Annotated in this window: 17 protein-coding genes; 2 read left to right on the forward strand and 15 right to left on the reverse strand. The window is 31.4% G+C overall.

The window, feature by feature from the left end:
- Positions 1 to 134 precede the first annotated feature (134 nt).
- From B5D16_RS03595 to B5D16_RS03635, 9 genes are all read right to left on the reverse strand, one after another.
- Complete coding sequence (locus tag B5D16_RS03595) at positions 135 to 1148, reverse strand: glycosyltransferase family 2 protein (protein ID WP_159444271.1); 1014 nt, start codon at positions 1146 to 1148, stop codon at positions 135 to 137.
- A gap of 16 nt (positions 1149 to 1164) precedes the next feature.
- Positions 1165 to 2379, reverse strand: coding sequence for an O-antigen ligase family protein (locus tag B5D16_RS03600; RefSeq protein ID WP_078765606.1), 1215 nt, complete (start codon positions 2377 to 2379; stop codon positions 1165 to 1167).
- A gap of 7 nt (positions 2380 to 2386) precedes the next feature.
- The gene (locus B5D16_RS03605) at positions 2387 to 3466 is read right to left on the reverse strand and encodes a glycosyltransferase (protein ID WP_078765607.1); all 1080 of its coding nucleotides are present in this window, start codon (positions 3464 to 3466) and stop codon (positions 2387 to 2389) included.
- An 11-nt stretch (positions 3467 to 3477) separates the two neighbouring features.
- The gene (locus B5D16_RS03610; RefSeq protein ID WP_078765608.1) at positions 3478 to 4455 is read right to left on the reverse strand and encodes a glycosyltransferase family 2 protein; all 978 of its coding nucleotides are present in this window, start codon (positions 4453 to 4455) and stop codon (positions 3478 to 3480) included.
- Between the two features lie 17 nt (positions 4456 to 4472).
- Positions 4473 to 5132 carry a sugar transferase gene (locus B5D16_RS03615; RefSeq protein WP_242942978.1) on the reverse strand — a complete coding sequence of 220 codons (660 nt, stop codon included), beginning with the start codon at positions 5130 to 5132 and terminating at the stop codon, positions 4473 to 4475.
- A gap of 53 nt (positions 5133 to 5185) precedes the next feature.
- On the reverse strand, positions 5186 to 6415 hold the full coding sequence (locus tag B5D16_RS03620) for a DegT/DnrJ/EryC1/StrS family aminotransferase (protein ID WP_078765610.1): 1230 nt from the start codon (positions 6413 to 6415) through the stop codon (positions 5186 to 5188).
- Between the two features lie 18 nt (positions 6416 to 6433).
- Positions 6434 to 8476 carry a nucleoside-diphosphate sugar epimerase/dehydratase gene (locus B5D16_RS03625; protein WP_078765611.1) on the reverse strand — a complete coding sequence of 681 codons (2043 nt, stop codon included), beginning with the start codon at positions 8474 to 8476 and terminating at the stop codon, positions 6434 to 6436.
- Positions 8477 to 8826: 350 nt separating this feature from the next.
- Positions 8827 to 10350 (reverse strand): AlbA family DNA-binding domain-containing protein, encoded by a 1524-nt coding sequence (locus B5D16_RS03630; RefSeq protein ID WP_159444272.1) that lies wholly within the window; start codon positions 10348 to 10350, stop codon positions 8827 to 8829.
- A gap of 410 nt (positions 10351 to 10760) precedes the next feature.
- Positions 10761 to 12080, reverse strand: a complete 1320-nt coding sequence (locus B5D16_RS03635) for an ATP-binding protein (RefSeq protein WP_078765724.1) — start codon at positions 12078 to 12080, stop codon at positions 10761 to 10763.
- A 495-nt stretch (positions 12081 to 12575) separates the two neighbouring features.
- Between B5D16_RS03635 and B5D16_RS03640 the strand changes: the two genes are divergently transcribed.
- Positions 12576 to 13865: a serpin family protein gene (locus tag B5D16_RS03640; protein WP_159444273.1), complete on the forward strand. Its 1290-nt coding sequence runs from the start codon at positions 12576 to 12578 to the stop codon at positions 13863 to 13865.
- Between the two features lie 57 nt (positions 13866 to 13922).
- Positions 13923 to 15173: a hypothetical protein gene (locus tag B5D16_RS03645; RefSeq protein WP_078765614.1), complete on the forward strand. Its 1251-nt coding sequence runs from the start codon at positions 13923 to 13925 to the stop codon at positions 15171 to 15173.
- A 71-nt stretch (positions 15174 to 15244) separates the two neighbouring features.
- On the opposite strand, the gene B5D16_RS03650 is transcribed toward B5D16_RS03645, so the two are convergent.
- The 6 genes from B5D16_RS03650 to B5D16_RS03675 form a co-directional block, all read right to left on the reverse strand.
- A complete protein-coding gene (locus B5D16_RS03650; protein WP_078765615.1) occupies positions 15245 to 17224 on the reverse strand; it encodes a leucine-rich repeat protein in 1980 nt (659 codons plus the stop codon).
- Positions 17225 to 17450: 226 nt separating this feature from the next.
- On the reverse strand, positions 17451 to 18284 hold the full coding sequence (locus tag B5D16_RS03655) for a metal ABC transporter permease (protein ID WP_078765616.1): 834 nt from the start codon (positions 18282 to 18284) through the stop codon (positions 17451 to 17453).
- A 153-nt stretch (positions 18285 to 18437) separates the two neighbouring features.
- Positions 18438 to 19166, reverse strand: coding sequence for a metal ABC transporter ATP-binding protein (locus B5D16_RS03660; protein ID WP_078765617.1), 729 nt, complete (start codon positions 19164 to 19166; stop codon positions 18438 to 18440).
- 61 nt (positions 19167 to 19227) lie between these two features.
- The gene (locus B5D16_RS03665; RefSeq protein ID WP_078765618.1) at positions 19228 to 20295 is read right to left on the reverse strand and encodes a metal ABC transporter substrate-binding protein; all 1068 of its coding nucleotides are present in this window, start codon (positions 20293 to 20295) and stop codon (positions 19228 to 19230) included.
- 52 nt (positions 20296 to 20347) lie between these two features.
- Positions 20348 to 20764 (reverse strand): Fur family transcriptional regulator, encoded by a 417-nt coding sequence (locus tag B5D16_RS03670; protein WP_078765619.1) that lies wholly within the window; start codon positions 20762 to 20764, stop codon positions 20348 to 20350.
- 187 nt (positions 20765 to 20951) lie between these two features.
- Positions 20952 to 21515, reverse strand: coding sequence for a TetR/AcrR family transcriptional regulator (locus tag B5D16_RS03675; protein ID WP_078765620.1), 564 nt, complete (start codon positions 21513 to 21515; stop codon positions 20952 to 20954).
- Positions 21516 to 21544 lie beyond the last annotated feature (29 nt).

The raw sequence follows: 21544 nt of genomic DNA on the forward strand, positions 1-21544 counted from the left end.
TTATTAACACTTTTCAAATATTTTCATATTACACACTTTATCAAAGTCATTAAATATCTCACACTTTTTATTTATATTCAATCCTAACAATATATTTTTTTACCAATATAATCTTATTATTACCTAATTATGTTTCATCTACTCTTGGTTCGAACAATTAAATACGCAATAAACATACATGAATAGTTAAAAACCCTTGACAATCTAATAATTATGGAATGCTTTTTTTCACCACCCATTTTCGATAAATCATACAGTAATCTAGAAGTATCTTTTAATTTCTTATCAAACTCAATAGTCTTCTTTCTTGCTCGTCTATAACCAGGTAATGATAATAATATTCTATATTTTGATTGTATGCTATCAATGATACAATCTCGAACATAGTTAAACATCGAATGACTACATGATTTAACATTAACTTTTTCAAAATACTCGCATAAATTCAATGTTACCTTTGTTGCTTGATCGATATTCTTTTGCCAACTCTTAAGCTGGACGCTTTGTCCTTCACGTCCAATTCTATACATATATACATTTATGTCATAGCATATACAAGTTTTTAAATATATAGCAGGTTTCAACATATATTCTAAATCTGTATAAAAACACTTTTCTGTTATTTTCAAATCAATACTCTTTAAAAAAATAGTTTTATAAGCAGATTGATGCATTGATAAAAAACCACGAGAAATAACCTCTTCTATACCTTTTTCCACTCCATCATATACTATAGAATCATCGACTCTCTCATAACTTCCATCAGCATCATTAACTTTTGTAAACTTCGTTACAACTATGTCGGATTGGCTTTCCTCAAGTAAATCGATATATGTACCTAAAGACTCTGTTTCAACCCAATCATCTCCATCTACAGTTCTAAAATACTTACCTTTAGCCATTCTCAAACTAGTATTAATAGTAGAACCATATCCTCCATTTTCTTTATCTACAGCAATAAAGGTATTAGGATAGTTCATTTCATACTTCTTCGCAATTTCAATTGTTCTATCATTTGATCCATCATTTATTATTAAAATTTCCATTTTGTTCATATGATATTCATCACAAACAAAAGATTCTAATGTTTTTTCAAGATATTGCTCTACATTATATGCTGCAATTGATACTGTTAATATTTTTTCCACAATTTCCCTCCATAAATTATTCTAATGAATTATTGTATAAATTATTTTTTTTCATAACTGACCTAATGCAATTTAGCGTCAATATAAATCCCCAAATTCTTGTCACTTGCATATCAATAGACAATGAAGCGACAAATAGTCCTGTTATAGCGATTTTCATTAAGCCATCATTATTCTTTTGTGCCATTCTAAACTGCGAGATCATCATTCCTATTAATAAAACAAGTCCTATAATCCCACCTTCTATCATTGTTTGAAACACCACATTATGAGCCATCATATCTATATGTCCTCCATGCCCACCATAAGCAATAGCCTCTGCGAATGTATCAAATCCATATCCAAAAAACATTCTAAAAAAATTTGATGCTTTAAATTTTTCCCATGCCAACGACCATAAATTAAATCTTCCACTACCTCTAGAATTCACAACAGCTTCTACATTCATTCTACTTGTAATTGTAGCTGGCAATAAATTCACAAAATAGTTTTCAAAAAGAAAAAATCCAATAATTATGACTGAAATCGAAATAAGCTTTACCTTTCTACTATAATTTCCCATTACTATCCAAGCCACTATCATACATGCAAACATAACCGACGCGCCTCTAGATCCAGCCATTATAATGATTCCAAAATCAAATGCAATAAACAAATATGAAATAATCCTTCTAAATCTACTTTTGGTATCATTCACCTCTTGCATCCAAAAGGCAATTAACAAGCATAAACCACAGGCAAAATCACTTATTCCAATTGTACTAACAACAGTAATACTAAGCCTATATACAAACAATGTAGAAAGATTCCTTATTACCACAAAAAAAACAATTATTTGGCTTATGATTAAACAAATATTTAGTCTGTCAAAATCCTCTTCAGACCATTTTACACAATTCAAAACAACAAATAATATTCCATTTATTAAATTTGTTGCTATATACCAATTAAATTGGGGATTTACGGCCCATATTACAGATAAAACAGTGTAAAAAAAATACATCATAGACGGAAAAACATCTCGATTAATAACAACCTTTCTGCAAGAAAACACTACCATTAATCCAATCACAATAATCAAAGCCGAAATATAATTCATAAAAGAGATGCTGCCAATTATTCCAGCAAGTCCAGTACCTATAGGCAACAAAACTACATATATCCCAAGTAATAATTTTAGAAAACTGCTTCCCTTTAGTGAATACATACTTTTACTTTTACATTTAAACATAGCTATTTCACCTTAATAATTCTTTATACTTAGAAATTGTATCTTTTGACACTTCTTTCCATACAAAACGAGCATTAATAAGCTTTCTTCCGTTACTTCCATATTCGTCTAACAATCGCTTATTTTCTACTGCTCTCACAATACATTTAGCAATATCTTCAGATGAATTCTTACAACACCATCCTGCGCTATTTTTACTAATTTCCTCACCTAGATTTGTCCCTTCCGATACAACACAAGGAATTCCATAACTCATTGCCTCTAATATGCCTAACGGCATTCCTTCATGCCTTGATGTTTGAATAAATATATCCGAATTCAACAATCTTTCTTTCTTTTCATTTCCATATATTTCATAGTTTAATGATACAATATCTTCAATTTGATTATCTTTAACCAACTTAGTCACCTGAGCAAAACGCCCTAAAACATCAGGGCCGTATAACTCAAATTTCACATGTTTCTCACGAAGGTATTCAGCTTTAATCTTAATTGCATCAAACAACAAATCTAACCCCTTAACCTTCCATTCATACCGTCCAATATAGATAAATTTAACTCCATCTTCACTAAACGAACATTTTTTTTCTATTGGTATCATTATTCCGTTTGTTCCAATAATCTTTTTCTTTCCAAAATTTGTTGCTTCCATCTCTGCTTGAGAAAGGCACTGAATAGCTAACGCATGGTTAATAAAATTATTAAACAATAACGCATTTGCTATAATTTTCTTTATGTGTTTTTTTTGTTGTGCTTCAAGTCTCAACTCACCATGTGGTATATCAATATACATAATACCATTTTTTTTCAGATTTCTTGCTATCATCAAATAATCTGTACGATAACATTCATGAAAAACAACAATATCTGGCTTGTCAAATGGTTTTCGCAACCGTTTAATATCAAACGGTTTAATATATTCCATTTGTAATTCTTGATATTGCTTTAATTCTTCAATCTTAATATTTTTAATATTAATAAAACCAACTTCAGCATATTCTTTCTGTGAAATAACATGCTGAGGAACTGCTACACATACACCGTTAAAATAATTATTTTCTATTGCTGCTATATGAAGAATAACCATTTACTACAACCTCAATATATTTTTATATTCACTAATCCTAAAAACGACCCAATACCATAGCTAATATGAAACAAAAAAAATAACCATACCGTTACAAACCCCTGTTTTCTATCTCCTTCTACAAAAGAATAATAAAAATCCAAAAGGAAATAACATACCAACTCCATTTTTAATACCCAAGAAGCAACCGGAAAAGCAAAGCAAATCAAAGGTAAAAAAACTATTGATAATAAGAATAAAAAAGGAATAAAATGTCGTATTTTCATCGCTCTAGGATTAACTCTCATAGTCCAAAACAATGCATTTCCATTTTGTAAACCCTGTTTAAGAACTGCGAAAATCGTATCCCTACAATAATACGTGGAATGTATTTCTTCTGAAATAAAAACTTTTCCACCATTTTCTTTTATCCTTGCATTAATATCATTATCTTCACTTCTAAGTAATTCTTCATTAAAAAACCCTATATCATCAAATACTTCTCGCTTAAAAGCACCAAATGGAACTGTATCAACGTATCCCGATTTCTTTTCTACCCGAAAAGAAGACGCTCCAACCCCAAATTTTGAAGATAACATTTTTGCTATGGATTTCCCAATAAACCCCTCTGCTCTAGTTTCTATCCATCCTCCCACATTTTCAGCACTTGTATCTTTTAAACATCTCACACACTTATCAATATAATCTATCGGAAAACTAGCATGCGCATCAAAACGTATAATATATTGCCCTTTAGATGCCTTGATTCCCATATTTAAAGATATAGGTGTTTTTCTTTCAAAATTCATAATTAATTTAATTGGATAATAATCTATAAATTCATTAATAATATCTCGTGTTCTATCTGTTGAATTTCCATCTATAATTATCCATTCCATATATTCTAAAGGATATGTTTGATTAATCAAAGATTGAATACAGCACTTTATATACTTTTCTTCATTATATGTCGGAAGTATAACACTTACGAAAGGATATTTATATTCCATATTTTTCTCCAATTACATTAATACTCTTTCCCTAAAACAGCAAAAGCTGTCCTAAATATTGTTGCAATCTCTCCTAAAAAACAAAACTCTTTTAAACTCTGCAAATTAAACTTCATTTTTTTAGGAAGGATTTCATCTACATATACCCTATCTACATCATCAGCAACATCCAATAGTTTAGCTTCATCCTTATATCTTATACTTGCTTCAGATGTTATTCCAGCTGGCAATAATAATGTTGCATACATTTCTTTAGTATACCTTTTTACATATTTTGTAGCTTCTGGTCTCGTACCTACAAAACTCATATCCCCTGACAACACATCTAATAACTGTGGTAATTCGTCCAAACGTAAATCACGTAGTTTTCTCCCTACATTTGTAATTCTTGCATCTCCACCTACAGTTACAGCCGACCCTATTTTATCAGCATTATTTACCATAGTTCTAAATTTATGTATTCTAAATTTTTTCCCATAGGTTGTAATTCTTTCTTGACGATAAAAAACCGGACCTTTTGAATCCAATTTTATCATGATTGCTATTATTATCATTGGTATAGCTAAAAGAATCAACATGATCATTGCTATAAACACATCAAAAAACCGCTTAAGAATAAGCGATCCTTTTTTCCTTGAAAGAATATCATAATACTCTTTCACTTCATCACACTTCATAAATTCAGGAAGATTTTCCCAGCTTCGAAGTACCATACTATAAGCACCATTCCTTAGATATATTCTCGAACCACTTCATCAAAATTCTTAATCACATAATCAACATCTTCATCACTTAAATTTGTATGCAATGGTAACGTAATTAAATTACTATAATAATCATATGCATTTGGAAAATCCTTAATATCCCATCCCATCTGCTTATATGCTGTCATCATAGGAAGTGGTTTATAATGAACATTAGTATTAACTCCACGTTCTGCAAGTTTTATAATTATTTCTCTTCTAATTTCATCATTTATACCAGGTACTCTAGTTAAATATAGATGTCCTGAAGAAATTCCATAATCAGTGTAATGCTGCAAATGATATACTCCTAATCCATCACACATTTCATCATATTTTTTTATAATCTCTTTTCGTTTCTTCAACATCTCTGGATAACGCTCGAATTGTTTCAATCCAATCGCCGCCATAATATCCGTCATATTACATTTATACCAAGGTCCAACGATATCATATTCCCAAGCACCAACTTTTGTTTTAGCAAGTGCATCTTTACTTTGTCCGTGAAGACTATACAACTGATACTGATGATACATTTCTTCATTATCAATTCCAGGTATGTCTCTCCACGTTGTTGCACCACCTTCTGCTGTAGTAAAATTCTTAACCGCATGGAAAGAAAAATCTGTAAAATCAGCAATTTCTCCTGCCATTTTTCCATTTCTACTTGCGCCAAATGAATGTGCGCCATCTGCAAAAACTAATACTCTTCCAAGAGCTGATTGAATTCTTCTACCCAAGTCAGTATTACCACCTGGAACAAATAAATCTTTCTTACTTTCAACCACCTCATATAATTTATCATAGTCAGCTATAATTCCAGCTATATCTACCGCAACTATAGCTTTTGTTTTTTCTGTAATTGCTTCAGCAACCTTATCATAATCCATTTCTGTGGAATTCTTTTTACTATCTACAAAAACAACTTTGGCTCCACAATGAATAGCTGCTGCTGCAGTTGCTGTATAAGTATAAGCAGGAACAATCACTTCATCTCCTTCACCTATACCACATATTCTAAAATTCAATTCCTCAGCGGCTGTTGCTGAATTAAGGCAAACCGCTTTAGATGTATGACAATAATCTGCAATTTTCTTTTCTAATTCTTTAACTCTAGGTCCCGTTGTAATCCAACCAGATTTTAAAGTTTGTATCACTTCTTCAATTTCAAGTTCACTAATATCCGGTGGACTAAATGCTATATTTCTCTTTTCCATTTTTATATCCTAATTATTTTATTTTCCAAGTATACAATTTACTTCCGTTCTATACTGCTTAATCAAATCACCCGGTATAACATTAGATGGTCTGAATGTATCAACCATATCTGATACCATAACTCTTATCGCATCTGTATCCTGATATGCAACTACCATTAAGTCTGCAAGATCAGATAAGAATCTATCTTCTGAAATATAAATTGGTTTTGCGATATGAATTAATTTGTTTGGTGTTCTTGTTAAACCTTCTTCATCCATAAGTTTTTCTTCATAAAGTTTTTCACCAGGACGAAGACCTACGTATTCTATCTTAATATCCACATCAGGTTCAAATCCTGATAACTTAATTAAGTTTCTTGCTAAATCTACTATCTTAACTGGTTCACCCATATCAAGAATAAAGATTTCTCCACCCTTTGCATAGCATCCTGCCTGAAGCACAAGTGATGCAGCTTCTGGAATTGTCATAAAGTATCTTATGATGTCAGGATGTGTAACCGTTACTGGACCGCCCTTATGTATTTGCTCCTTAAAGAGCGGAATAACTGAACCATTACTACCAAGTACGTTACCGAATCTAACTGCAACGAACTCTGTTTTGATTTCATTCTCAAGATGATATAACTTAGTATTACCTGCTTCATAGTGAGTGCAAAGCTGAGGGATTTCACTTTCCCTACCTTGCTTAATCATCTTATCAAATGTCTGGATTACAAGTTCACATAGTCTCTTACTTGCCCCCATGACATTTGTTGGATTAACTGCTTTGTCCGTACTGATAAGTACAAATCTTTTTACCCCGTACGTCATGGCAGCATATGCTGTTTTATATGTACCAATTACATTATTCTTGATGGCTTCACATGGGCTATCTTCCATAAGTGGTACATGCTTATGTGCTGCTGCATGATATACTATGTCAGGTCTGTACTTTCTAAACACATCGTCAAGTCTTCTACTATCTCTTACTGAACCTATAAGTACTACAAGGTTACAATTTGGATTCTCCATTTTAATCTTCTGCTGTATAGCATAAGCATTATTTTCATATATATCTAATATAATTAATGTCTTTGGATTATGGCGTGATACCTGAAGTGCAATTTCACTACCGATTGATCCACCACCGCCTGTTATTAATACATTCTTTCCAGATATCATGTCGTAGATTTCGTCCATATTTACCTGAACCTGATCTCTTCCCAGCAAATCCTCAACGCCCACATCCTTCATGTCTTTTATTTCAATTGAACCATCGGCTATCTTATACATGGCTGGAAGTGTTTTAATTTCACACTTTGTTTCACTACATATTGTAATTATGTCTCTAATGTCCTGCTTACTTGCTGATGGCATCGCAATGTAGATTTTCTTAATTCCAAATTTCTCAACATTTGCTAAAATTTCATCTCTACCACCTACGACCTGAACATCACCTACATACTTCATCCACTTATCTCTATCATCATCAATAATACAAACTGGTTTTTCTTTAATATGTGATGATGTAACAAGTTCTCTAAGTATCATGTTACCAGCATCACCACCACCTATAATCATGACATGCTTAGCATCCGTAGTACTCTGAATCTTTCTAAGACCCATAGTCTCCATAAATCTAAACATAAGTCTTGCCCAGATTACTAGGATGTACCAGAACATCGTACCTAAAACATAGTATGTTATAGGCATTCTTTTAACAAATACTGTAATCAAAAAAGTATGTACCAAACCCACTACGCCTGCTGCCGCCATGCCTCTAAGCATTTCTATGGTTCCTACATACTTCATAACACAATTGTACAGTCTGAAATACCAGATTGCGACAACACTAATAAAAGCGTTATAAGGCAAGAATATAGCCCACGCCACAAGGTATCCCCTATCTATACTTCCTATTGAAAAATCAAAGCGTACAAGTAATGCAAAAAAATACGCTAAACTAACTACTACAATATCATAAATAACAAGTAATACTTTTACTCTCTGAGGTATTATAAAATCATCTATAAGAGCGCGCACAAAGCCCCTCTCATCTTTCTTATTTAAATCCGCCATTATTTCTCACCCACAGTGTGAATCAAACAACATTTCACACTTAACCCTTTATCTTAAAATACCTTCTTTTCTCGCTCTTATTTTTTCATCTTAAATACTTTGTTTTTCTTTTTATCTATTTCAATTTTTGATTATAAATCTGATTAATTTTAGTTCTCTTCTTTCCTAAATATCAAGACTTTTTTCTCGTCCCGATGTAACGTTCATTATACCACATCTATGTTTAATTTACTATACATTTAACGATAAATATATAGTGTTTTTTCTAACAAATTTATAACATTATTTATTTTTAGTTTCTTGTTATGGTTTAATGTTGGGTTGTTTGGGATTTTGATTGGAATTTGTGGTTAGCGTACCTCCCCAACATAAACAAACCTACACTTTCCTTTGCCCTGTCCTTTAACTTCCACAACAACACCCATCTCTCGAAGTCTTCTAAGAAGTTCAGCTGCTGTTGATCTTGCGCATCCAAGAATAGAAACAATGTCAGAACTTCCAAAGACTTGTCCTTCATCAATCTCTTTAAATATCTTATCCATATTAGAAATCACGGTTTTGTTATATGAATATTTTTTATAAATTGACTCAAACATTTCTCTAGATATCTTTTGATTATTCCTATATTCTGGAATATCAACTTCTGATAAATAATCGTATCTCATATTTTTCTCTGACAAATAATCACTATAAGTCGTCTTAATCAATGGTATTTTTGTTTTAAACACATCACCTTCTACCAATTCCGGTTCAGAATTTGAATATAGTTTTGTATATTTATTTAGATTTCTAAAACCAGATCCTAGTGTATCTGCGCGGCCAATATTTACAAAGAAATTAGCTATCAAAGGATTCTTCGGATAAGGAACATATGTATTAAAGTCAAGTTTTCCATTAAACCTAGACTTGCTCCAGTTCTCTGTCCAAAGCATACTCTTCTCAATCACCAATCTTGCTGGATAGGCATTAGAATAATCCCTATGAATCAATAAGTTAGCAACTACCTCACGTACAATCCAAGATCTTGCATCAACTCTCAAATCTTTATCTAATACAAATCTATCATCCATATGTTTTATACAAAACTCTATTAATTTATCATATGCTTCTATAAGATTATCTTCAATAATCAATCTGTCATCATATCTATCTACATTTTCAACACGATATATAGCATCTACCCTATAATATGGCATACATGATTTTATTACCTCAGGCTTTCCAAGAAGCAAAACAGCAGCTAAAGTAAAACCACGTTCTCCAGTGTTTTTATTTTCAACATACAAACCAGCACTACGCATAATATCCATATCAGACATAGTCTTCCATGGATGAACCGAATTATTAGCTTGTGCGAACTTTCTAACTTTATCCATTAGCTCCATTTTTAAATCTGATTCTTCAACATAAGGCAATACTCTACTCTCATAATAATCTGCAGACTTACGCGATATGATTTCGCCCATTCTTATAGTTTTACTTGTAACATTCTGATCAGCATCACCATTTCTATCATATACTTTCTTATTGCAAAAACATAGTTGTGATGTCGCCGGAACATAAGTCCACAAAATAGTTTTTTCATCATAATTAAATTCTTCTAATTCCAAATATAAAGTAGGATTAAACTTATTTGTATTATTAACAACATCAATAAAATTTCTTTTCATATCGTAAATCTTATCTTTGTCTACACCGACAACCTCTCCTACCTTGTGTCCATCTCTCTCAATTTCTTTAACCCCTAACAATATATGCCCACCATATCTATTACTAAAAGCACACACTGTTTCAAACACACTTTTACTTAATTCATTCGTATTTTCCTTATATTCAATTGTATAACCCTCTCCTGAATCTAGGAGTTTATCCATAAACTCTTTGGTCATCTTCCTATCTCTTCTTTTCCTTTCACATTTCTATAATTATTCTTCCAAAATAATTACACGTTGTATATGTTTGCATTTATATTTTATCACAAAATCATACATTTTACTATCGAATGTCCGGATTTATATGTTAAATGTCCGAGTTTATATTTCAAATGTACGACTTTTTATGTTCAATGTCTGAATTTTTTACACTATATTATACAAATCATTATAAAAATTGACACATTTCCATATTTTTAGTAAACTGAACACGAATTACGCAAATAGTAATTTAAAACATGAAAAAGAAGGTGGAGTTATGAAGAAAAGAATTTTAATAACGGGATTAGCCTGTGTGCTAGCTTTTAATATAGTAGCATGTGGCTCAAAAAATTCCTCAAGTAAAGAAACTACTAAAAAAATAAACTATCTTCTTCAATAAGAAAGTCCATAAGCCCAATCATTACTATTCCATTTTCAAACACTTTTTTATTCACATAATCTTTTGTAATAATAATCTTTTTAAAAGAGTCCCCTGTATTTATCAATGATTTAGTTTCTTGTTTCATCTTGTCTTCATCAGGTATCGAATATGCCGACTGAATATAACATTTCTTATCACCTTTATTTACAACAAAATCAATTTCAAGTTGTTTTTTTCTTAATTTATCTTTTTCTCGTTCTCTTATATTCACTTGCCCAACATCTACTGCATATCCTCTATATCTAAGTTCATTATAAATGATATTCTCCATGATATGCGTTTCCTCATGCTGTCTAAAATTCACTCTAGCATTACGAAGACCTATATCCTCAAAATAATATTTCACTGGTGCTCCAATATACTTTCTTCCTTTAATATCATAACGTTTAGCCTCACTAATAAAAAATGCATCCTGCAAATATTCAATATATTTTTTTATAGTAGGTACCGAAATTTTTACATTCTCATTAGAAGCATATGTATTCACAATTTTCTGAGCATTAGTAAGTGTTCCTATTCCAGAGGCAATAATATCAACTAACGAATCCAGCTCTGCGACATTCTTAACTTTATTTCTTTCAACAATATCTCTAATATATGTTTCAACACATAGATTTTTTAAATACATCATCTTATCTTCATCTGTATCTAGTTCCAAAATATATGGCAATCCTCCATATGTGCAATAATCAGCCCAAACAGAATCTGGAGTCAATCTTGCATAATCCGCAATTCCCATTTCTCCATTTTTATTATCCAATTTCTTTTTTTCTATATCAATATATGCTTTATAATATTCAGAAAAGCTCAACGGAAACATGCGTATCTCATCGCCTCTTCCTCTAAACTCAGTCGCAACATCTTTAGACAAGAATTTAGAATTACTTCCTGTTACATATACATCAACATTCTTCAAGTGTAACAATCCGTTTAATACATCTACAAAATCCTCTAACATCTGAACTTCATCTATCAAAACATAATATATCTTATCACTATTCTCATCAATTTTTTCGACTATATAATTATAACATTCATCTGCAACTCTTAATTTCTTATACTTAATATCATCAAGCGCCAGCTGAATAATATGATTTTCTTTCACACCTTCTTCTATCAAATGATTTTTAAATAACTCATTTAAAAGGTATGACTTACCACATCTTCTAATTCCTGTTATTATTTTTATTCTATTGTTATGTTTATGATCTATCATTCTATTTAAATATTTATTTCTCTCTATTAGCATCATGTGCCCCCCTCCTTTTTCTGTTTTATAGCTTATTTTCAATGCTCTATTTTGATTCTATTTTCAATTTAGGGTAATTTTACCCTTTTTTGAAAATAAAGTCAACTATAGTTTTTCTTCAACAAAATATGAATTTTTCTTTGTTTTAAGCCATTTCTTATTCCTATTTACATACTTATTTATCTTTATAATTTTATTCTCATTTTCAAATTAGGGTAATTTTACCCTAATTTGAAAATGAAACATATTCTATAACATCATACATTTTACTACCAAATGTCCGGATTATTATGTTAAATGTCCGAGTTTTTATTTCGAATGTATGCCTTTTCCTTTCTTATGTCAACTGCCCGAACTGGAAACTGTCTATAAATATTACGTTTTTACGCCTATTAATTTTGTATGTCAATATTTTTATAACGGAAATTAACACACCTTTTTACATAAATTTGAGTTATAATATATATGTATATGTTTATATTTAGGAGGAGTATGATGATTAAGAAGAGAATTATTACTCTGTGCCTCGTTTTCGTATTTATGTTTAATACATTATGTGCAGGTGCAACTTATACAAACAACACAACCAAATTAACACAAAATATCAAAACTAAGAAATGCAAAGGCCAAAAACCAAAATCAAGTGATACAAAGAAAATCACTTCAGCATCTCTAAAGTTATTAAACGAAGTTATCAAAGCTGAGGATAAGGATGAAAATGTATTTATTTCACCTACTTCCGTTATATTTGCATTTGGCATGGCGAATAACGGTGCCCGTAGCAAAACACGTACACAGCTTGAAAATGTAATAAATGGCGGCATTAAAACCAAGTCCATGAACAATATATTATGTAGATATATTAAGAAAATGAACAAACAAAAGGACGTAAAGTGGAATATTGCAAATTCTATCTGGATTCGTAACAGAAATGACATCAAAGTTAAAAAGCGTTTTCTAAAAAAAGTGAAGAAATACCATAATGCTCAGGTTTTCAAGGCTGCTTTTGATAACAACACTGTAAAAGACATCAATAAGTGGGTTAAGAAAAATACTCATAAGATGATTCCAAAAATAATGAAAACAATCGATTCAGATGCTGTAATGTATATTATTAACGCCATGGCATTTGAAGCAAGTTGGGCAGAACCTTTCAAAAAATCTGGTATTTCAAAAAATAAAGATTTTACAAATATCGACGGTAGCAAGTCAAAAGTAGATATGCTATCCGAAGGACAAGATTACTATTACACTATAAATGGAGCAAATGCTTTCAAAAAATATTACGACGGATATGATTACGCATTTGTTGGAATAGAAATGCCTGAAGGTGTATCTCCTACCGACTATGTAAACAAACTAGTTGAAAATCCTGATGTTTTTACTAAATCTCTCAAGATTAAGAACTGTAAAGACGACTGCGATGTAACTATTACAATGCCTAAATTCGAACTTGATTACAGCCTTGATATGGCAAACGTAATTAAAAACATGGGTGCACCTTATGCTTTTGATCAAAACAAAGCAAACTTATACAATATGTTCAATAAGAAAAAAAATAATAATTACTATTTCAGCAGTGTCATTCACAAGACACATATTGAAGTTGATAAAAACGGAACAAAAGCTGCCGCAGTTACTAAAATAGGAACTGTAGAAACATCTTGTGCTCCTGAAGAAAAGAAATATTTACATATAAAATTAGATCATCCATTTGTATATGCAATTGTTGATAATAAAACTAATGTTCCAATTTTCATTGGAACGATGAATAAAATGGAATAATTAATTAAATGAAATAAGATATTAAATGAAGGTTTTTAGAAAAAAGAAGGATAAAAAATGAAAAAGAAGATAATATTATTTACGATCACAGCTAGTCTTATGGTTAGTTTAGTTTCTTGTGGTTCTACTAATAAATCAAAACAAACCACTGTTAATACATCCACTAAAGAAAATCAAGAATCTACAACATTTGAATCGAATACAGAACAGACCACACTAGATTCTACAGAAGAATCGACAGAAGAACTTACAACAGAACCAAATAACGAATCCGAAGCCATCCAGGCTAACTTTTTTAATTATTTAGATAATGAGAATCACGGCATACTATTAAAAACAAAAGCTTCAAAGGAAGTTTTATCTGTTATTAGCAGTATTAAAAAAGCCAACAATCTTGTGAATAGATATAAAATAGGTGACGAAGATAAGACAAAGGAAATCACACCTTTGTTTGAACTTAACTCAGATGATGAAATCATCAAGTATTTAGGTGATAACACCTGGTCATTTCAGGTTGGTAACGAAGTTTCCATTTATAAACCTACTGATAGCAAGAAAGCCTCTCTTCCGTGTGCATTTTTAGCGACCGAGCTTTGCTTACCATATGCACTTGCTAAGGCTCAACTAACCGAGAATCACGAATCAGATTTTAACCAATTTACCAATATGGATATACAGGATATTGCTGATCACCTAAGCATTGATTATAAAAATCTTACTAACAAGTCTTATATTGTTTATCCTGACTCAAAAGCTGTTTATGAAAATATTTATTTATATAAGGATAATTCAACTTATCTACAATATCTAGGCAACAAGATAAATGGTAAAGATAAAGGAAAGGCTTACTACTTACAACGTACCGAAACTAATCACGATACTGGGCTAAGCAACGAGAATAATTTTTATCACTATATACGATATAACAATGAAAAGTACTATCGTCTTGATACAAAAGACGTTTTTTACAAAACAGACAAGTTCGAAGATGATTTCTTTATAAAAGACGAGAATCTATTCTATGAACAACTTGCTAAGTCATACAATTTTGAATATTCATTTCCAGTAACTGTATTTGACAAGTCATTTGACGTTTCAATATTTACTCAAAACGACTCTCATGTTGCAGTTTTATTTGATCAATCCAAACATGTTGCAAAGGCGTGGTTAATAAATACAGATGGCATCGTAATTGCAACTGATTTGTCTTTCAATGAAGAAGCTTCTACTTCTGTAGCCGAGGAATGGTTTAAAGATGAAATTGCGTATGCTCGTGAAAGAGTTAATGATAAAAAAGACGAAAAATAATATATAAAACAAATAGGCGAGAACTTTTAGTTCCCGCCTGTTTGTTTTACGATGCTTGTTCATCGATATTCTTATTTTACTATAAACTTATTTGTCTTTGCTTTCTTGAAAGCTTTCTTATATTTCTTCTTTAACTTCTTTGGAACCCTAATTGTAAGCTTCTTTCCGCCCTTTCTGTAAAACGCTTTCTTACCAACCTTAAGTTTCTTTGAGTTAATCTTAACTGTCTTAAGTTTCTTACAACCAAAGAATGCTTTTTTACCAATAGTAGTAACATTCTTTCCGATTGTAACTTTAGTAATCTTTTTGTTACCCTTGAATGCATTTGCTGCAATTGATGTAACATTGTACTTCTTACCATCAAGTGTAACAACTGCCTTTATTGTAATCTTCTTAAGATTCTTTTTCTGTAATCCAACAACCTGAACTTTTCCAGCTGTCTTTTCATCAGCTGATGCATCTAATAATATCTTGTAAAGTAGTTTTCCATCAGTAAGTGTAGTTTCTGTGTTGACATCTTCGCCCGCTTGATTTTCAACTGACTTTTCTGCTATTTCAAAAGTACCTTCTATTTTACCAGTAAACATTCCAATACCTGTAACTGTAAACTTAGCTTTTCCAACATTAACATTATCAGAATATTTAACCTCGAAGTGTTTTCCTTCAACAAGACCTGGTATAGTTACCTTTGGTGTTTTTGCCTTACCATCATAAATATATGTTGTGTTTTCTAAAGTGTATTTTAATTGGGAAATATCAACATTATTTACAGAAGCAAAAGTGAACTTATCCTTGTTAATTTCTACGCCTTCTTCGTTCATTCCGAGACTACAATATTTATTTTTTTCAAGCAACTCAAGGTACTCAGGATCTGCTGCAATTAATAATTCTCCACTATTTAATAACACTTCGTCATTTGCATAAAAAATACCAGCAATCTGTTTATCTTTCCATTCGTCTCCCCAAACAGCATTAATACAAAACTGACTATCATCTACTATTATATCTGCTGTCGCACCAAACAATGCATGCCCAAAATGAAGTTTAGCATTAATTGTTGAATTAATAATTTTTAAATTTGAATCTGTATCAAAAACCTTTCTTCCAAGAAGTGCAGATTTTTCCCAATTAATATTTAATGTAATGTCATTAAGTACAATATCTCCCACAATTTCAGCCAAATCAACTATATAATCCTGATCTATATTTAGTGTTCCACCACCAGTAAATTCAATTCCAACATTAACGTAATTATTATTTAAACTATTCCCGCCTCTCACGAAAAGCATTGTTGTATACTCATCACTTTCATTCAACGGAGATATAAACTTATTTTCCCCTTTTAATATAACCTTTATATTTTTAACAGTCGGAAAATCCTCAACAGCAAAAAAATATTTTTCTCCATTAGGCCTATCCAAATTAGAGGCACTTAATCCAATTCTACAAGGTCCCATTTCACAATTATCAAGTGTCAAAGTAGCATTTTCATTATCCCAATAATAATTTCCTTTTACATATTCTGTATCACCTGTAAAATATGTATCAAAGTAAAAATGATATTTCATTTTAGGTTGTGCAACAAAATTCGTTTTACTCATCGTCACTTCTACAAATTTTCCTTCTATATCATAAGTTCTAAAACCAATATAATATGATTTTCCCTTAACCATATATATATTTGCTTCAACATAAACCTTTTCACCATCTATGCCAATACCATCTAGAGTTGTAATAACTTGTTTGCTTTCATTAAATGCATATATTTTTAAAGAATTTTGATTATAATATCCTTCTTTTTCTGGATCTGTTTCACTATATATTTTATATATCCCTGTTTCTTTAGGAGTGACCTTATAAGTAAAATTTCTCTCTTCTCCAGCATAATAGCCGCCATTATAATTTTCAGGATTATCAATCTCCTCCATCACTTCAAACCTATTTTCAGTATACAGGCTTGTAGCGTGTGCATTTACACTCCCATTGAACATTATTCCAATGGCACATATAAATATTCCTACAAGTATCTTCCAGTTTCTCCTTATTTCCATTATTATATCCTCCTATAATTTATAAAAACCGATCGAAAAATTTCCAACCAGTTTTTATTATATCATTATTTTATTCACTTTTACAATTATACTTTATTATTTGGTAGATTCATATTTAGTTATGAATCAAGTCATTATCTTATTAAGCGATTGATTTGTATCTAGCTAATGGACTAATTGCTATCTTATCAAATAATCGATTTGTATCTTGCTAATGGTCTAATTGCTATCTTGTTAGTCTTCCGATAATGCAAAATACTATGAATGCAACTATATCGCATGCTACAATTGTTGCACCCACTGGAGTTGAAGCCACAATAGCAATACAAAGCCCCACGAGCGTACACATAAGAGAAATAACCACTGAACTTATTGTAACCATCTTAAAGCTGTTAAACACTCTCATTGCTGAAACACTTGGGAATATAACAAGCGCAGAAATAAGAAGTGAACCCACAAAGTTCATCGCCATAACAATAATAACCGCAATCAAAACAGCAATAAGCAAGTTATAACCCTGCGCATTAATTCCACATGCTTTTGAAAAATTCTCATCAAATGTCACAGCGAATATCTTGTTATAAAATACAACAAATACTGCCACAACAACAATCGACAAAGCAACACTTAGTATCACATCGCTACTATCTAACGTAAGCATCGATGTTGAACCAAAAAGTGTTGAACACACATCGCCAGAAAGATTCGATGATGTAGAGAATATATTCATCAAAAGATAACCAAGAGCAAGTGCCGAAACCGAAATCATCGCAATTGCAGCATCACCCTGAATCTTTTTATTATTTCCTCCTTTAAGCAAAAGCACCGCACTTATAACAGTTATAGGTAAAACCAAAAGCATGTTATTGCTCACCTTCAAAACTAAAGCTATCGCAATTGCACCAAATGCAACATGCGAAAGTCCATCACCTATAAATGAAAACCTCTTAAGTACAAGTGTAACACCAAGAAGTGATGAACATATTGCAACAAGTATTCCCACTATAAATGCATTTATAACATATTCATATTGTAAATACGTAAACAACTTATCAAACATATTTAACCTCTATCTGATTAATATTAATTACTTAGTATCAGTTTGTAACTAACTTATATTTTTCACTAAAATATTTTATTACTTCTATTTATTTCTTTTCGTTAGAAATATTCTAATTACTTTTCTAATATTATTTTATTTGAAACATTTTAATTATTTTCTATCGTTTGATATGTTTCTATGAACCAAGTCTTTTCTAAGGAAAAATCTACCTATATTGCTCTTCTTATATTCCTCATTTGTTCCAAAGAACATATGCTCACCGATATGAAGAATATGACTTGCATAGATACTTGCAGCATGAATGTCGTGACTAATCATAATTATAGTTATTCCTTCTTCATTAAGCTTCTTAATTAGGCCATACATTTCATTAGTAACCATCGGATCAAGTCCAGAAACTGGTTCATCTAAAAGAAGTAACTTTTTAGTCGCACAAAGAGCTCTCGCTAAAAGTACTCTCTGCTGCTGTCCGCCAGATAAGTTTCTATATGACTTTTCCTTAAACTTATCAACACCCATACGTTCCATGTTTACTTTGGCAAGTTCCTTATCTGCCTTACTATAAAAAGGTCTAAGTCCCATTCTCGCCTGACAACCAGAAAGAACAATTTCAGTAACTGATGCAGGGAAATCCTTTTGAACCAATGTCTGCTGTGGGAGGTATCCAATCTCGTTTTTCTTAAGACCGTCACCTAATATAATCTCTCCCCCCTGTGGACTAATAAGTCCAAGAAGAGTCTTCATAAGCGTCGACTTACCTGAGCCATTCTCTCCAACGATGCAAAGATAATCACCCTCATTAACTTCAATATTCAAATTTTTCAAAATCACTTCATTATCGTAACCAAGCGATAAATCCTTCGTTTTAATAAGAGCCATCTTCGCCTCCTGTATTCTGAAAAAATGCAATTTCTTAAATTAACAACTAATATTATAAATCTTATTCATTTAAAAGAGCCTTCGATAATTCACCAAAATTCTCTTCCATAGTCTTAAAGTAACTAGCGCCATTCTCTATGTCCTTCTTAGTAACCGACTGCATCGAATCAAGTCTTAAAATCTGAACGTCTTTATTCTTTGTATTTTCAATTACAGTTTTTGCAATCTTTTCATCACTATTATCAATCACAAAAATATACTTAAGTGAAAGTTCATCAATCTTCTTACTTAAAAAGTCAATTGTTTCAAAACTTGCTTCACTCTCCGCCGAACATCCAGCAAATGCCGCATAATAATTCAAGCCACAATCATCAACTAAATATCTAAATGGGAATCTATCTGCAACAACAATTGTATCTACATCTCCACCCTTTTTCACGTTCTCATATGCAACATTTAATATACCAAAAGAAGTTGTATATGCTTTTGTATTACGTTCATATGTTTCCTTATTCTTTTTATCAACAGATGAAATAGCATCTTCTATTTTATTACATAAGATTTCTGCATTCTTTAAAGACAACCAAACATGCTCATCATTTTCAACTTCGCCATCTTCGTGGTCGTGTTCATCTTCATGATCTGCATCTTCGCCATCTTCATGATCTGCATCTTCGCCATCTTCATGATTATGCTCTTCATCCTGCATGCCTTCAACAACTTCTTCTTCCTTAACACTATCACCAAGTTCATCTAAAAGATTAACAACCTTCATATCTTTATTAAGTTTATCCTTTAAAACATCATCAACCCATGCATCAGATTCACCACCAACATATATGAATATATCTGCACTCTTAATCTTTAAAATATCTTCAGCCGATGGATTATAACTATGTAAGTCAACACCATCATCAAGAAGCAATGTTACATCTGCATCCTTAGCCTTATCTCCAAGAATATTCATAACCCAATCATACTCTGGGAAAATTGTGGTTACAATTGTAAGTTTGTCATTCTTAATACTCTTCTTGCCACAAGAAGTAACATTCATACATACAAGTGTTGCAATCATAGTTGTTGCAATAATTCTTTTTACTATTCTAATAAATTTACTAATTCTTTTCATATCTATTTCATTCCTATTTTTAAATTCTAGTTAGTTACATTTTGCTATTAACTCAAGCCATCTTTCTTCGACACTTTTTACACACACCATAGAATACAGTTCTCTTAGGATTAAGCATAAAGTCATGGTCTTTTTCAAGATGTCCTTTAATTGAATTTAGTTCATCACAATGCATATGAATAAGTGCTCCACATACTTCACATTTGCAATGAAAACATACTTTACCGTCAGTATGCATCTTGTTCTCACCAACATACTCAAAGCATGCTGGTGAATTACCATCTATAATGTACTTATTAACCACACCTTCATCAACCATCTTTTCAAGCTGTCTATAAACTGTGGTCTGACCAATCTTCTCGCCTTTTTTATCGAAAAAATCACATACATCATTAACTGTAATATGACTTCCTTTTTTCTTCTTAAGGTACTCAAGCAAAACTTCTCTTTGCTTTGTTTTATATGCCATATCAACCCTCCGATTAATATATTATTCCTATATTTATCATATTTCATATATAAAAAATGAAAACAATTTTCATTTTCAATTTGAAAACTGTTTTCAATTTTATCACTCCAATATTTATTTGTCAACAATCATATTTTTATCAAATAAAAAAGAACCAAATTAGGCCTTAATTATTTATTAAACATCTCTACTTTAAAATCGATACAATCCATTCCACTTTTGGTGTTTTCATATTAGGATTACTTGCCATCTCTTCCATAATACCCTGTACCGATGCCCAAAAACAAGTTGCTAATAGTTTAGCGTCGCCCTTTCTAAATACGCCCGCTTTCTGTCCATTTCTAATAACCTTTGCAGATTTTTCAATTTGATCAACTGAAAGAGCAATAACTCTTGCTTCCTCTGGCATTCCTTCTCTTCTAGCCTGATTCATTAATATAAACATATTGAAAACCCAAGGTTCATTTTTAGCATAAGCAAATAGTCCATTTAGGAAAGTATCAAAATATTGTTCCGGTGGAACATCCGCCAATTTATCAGTAGAATTAGTTGCCATATATCCCATCTTAACAAGTTCAAGCAATAACTGCTCTTTTGATTCAAAGTAATGAAACATAAGTCCCACACTCATTGGAACTTCCTTCGCAATGTCTGTAATTTTCGTTTCATAATATCCACGCGTAACGAACAACTCAAGCGCTGTTACAAGTATTGCTTTCTTCTTTGCTTCTTTCTGTTCCTGTCTTGTCATATTTTCTCCTTTTTTCTTTCATCATATAG

Source organism: Eubacterium uniforme (assembly GCF_900167115.1).
GTDB classification, from domain to species: domain Bacteria; phylum Bacillota; class Clostridia; order Lachnospirales; family Lachnospiraceae; genus Eubacterium_S; species Eubacterium_S uniforme.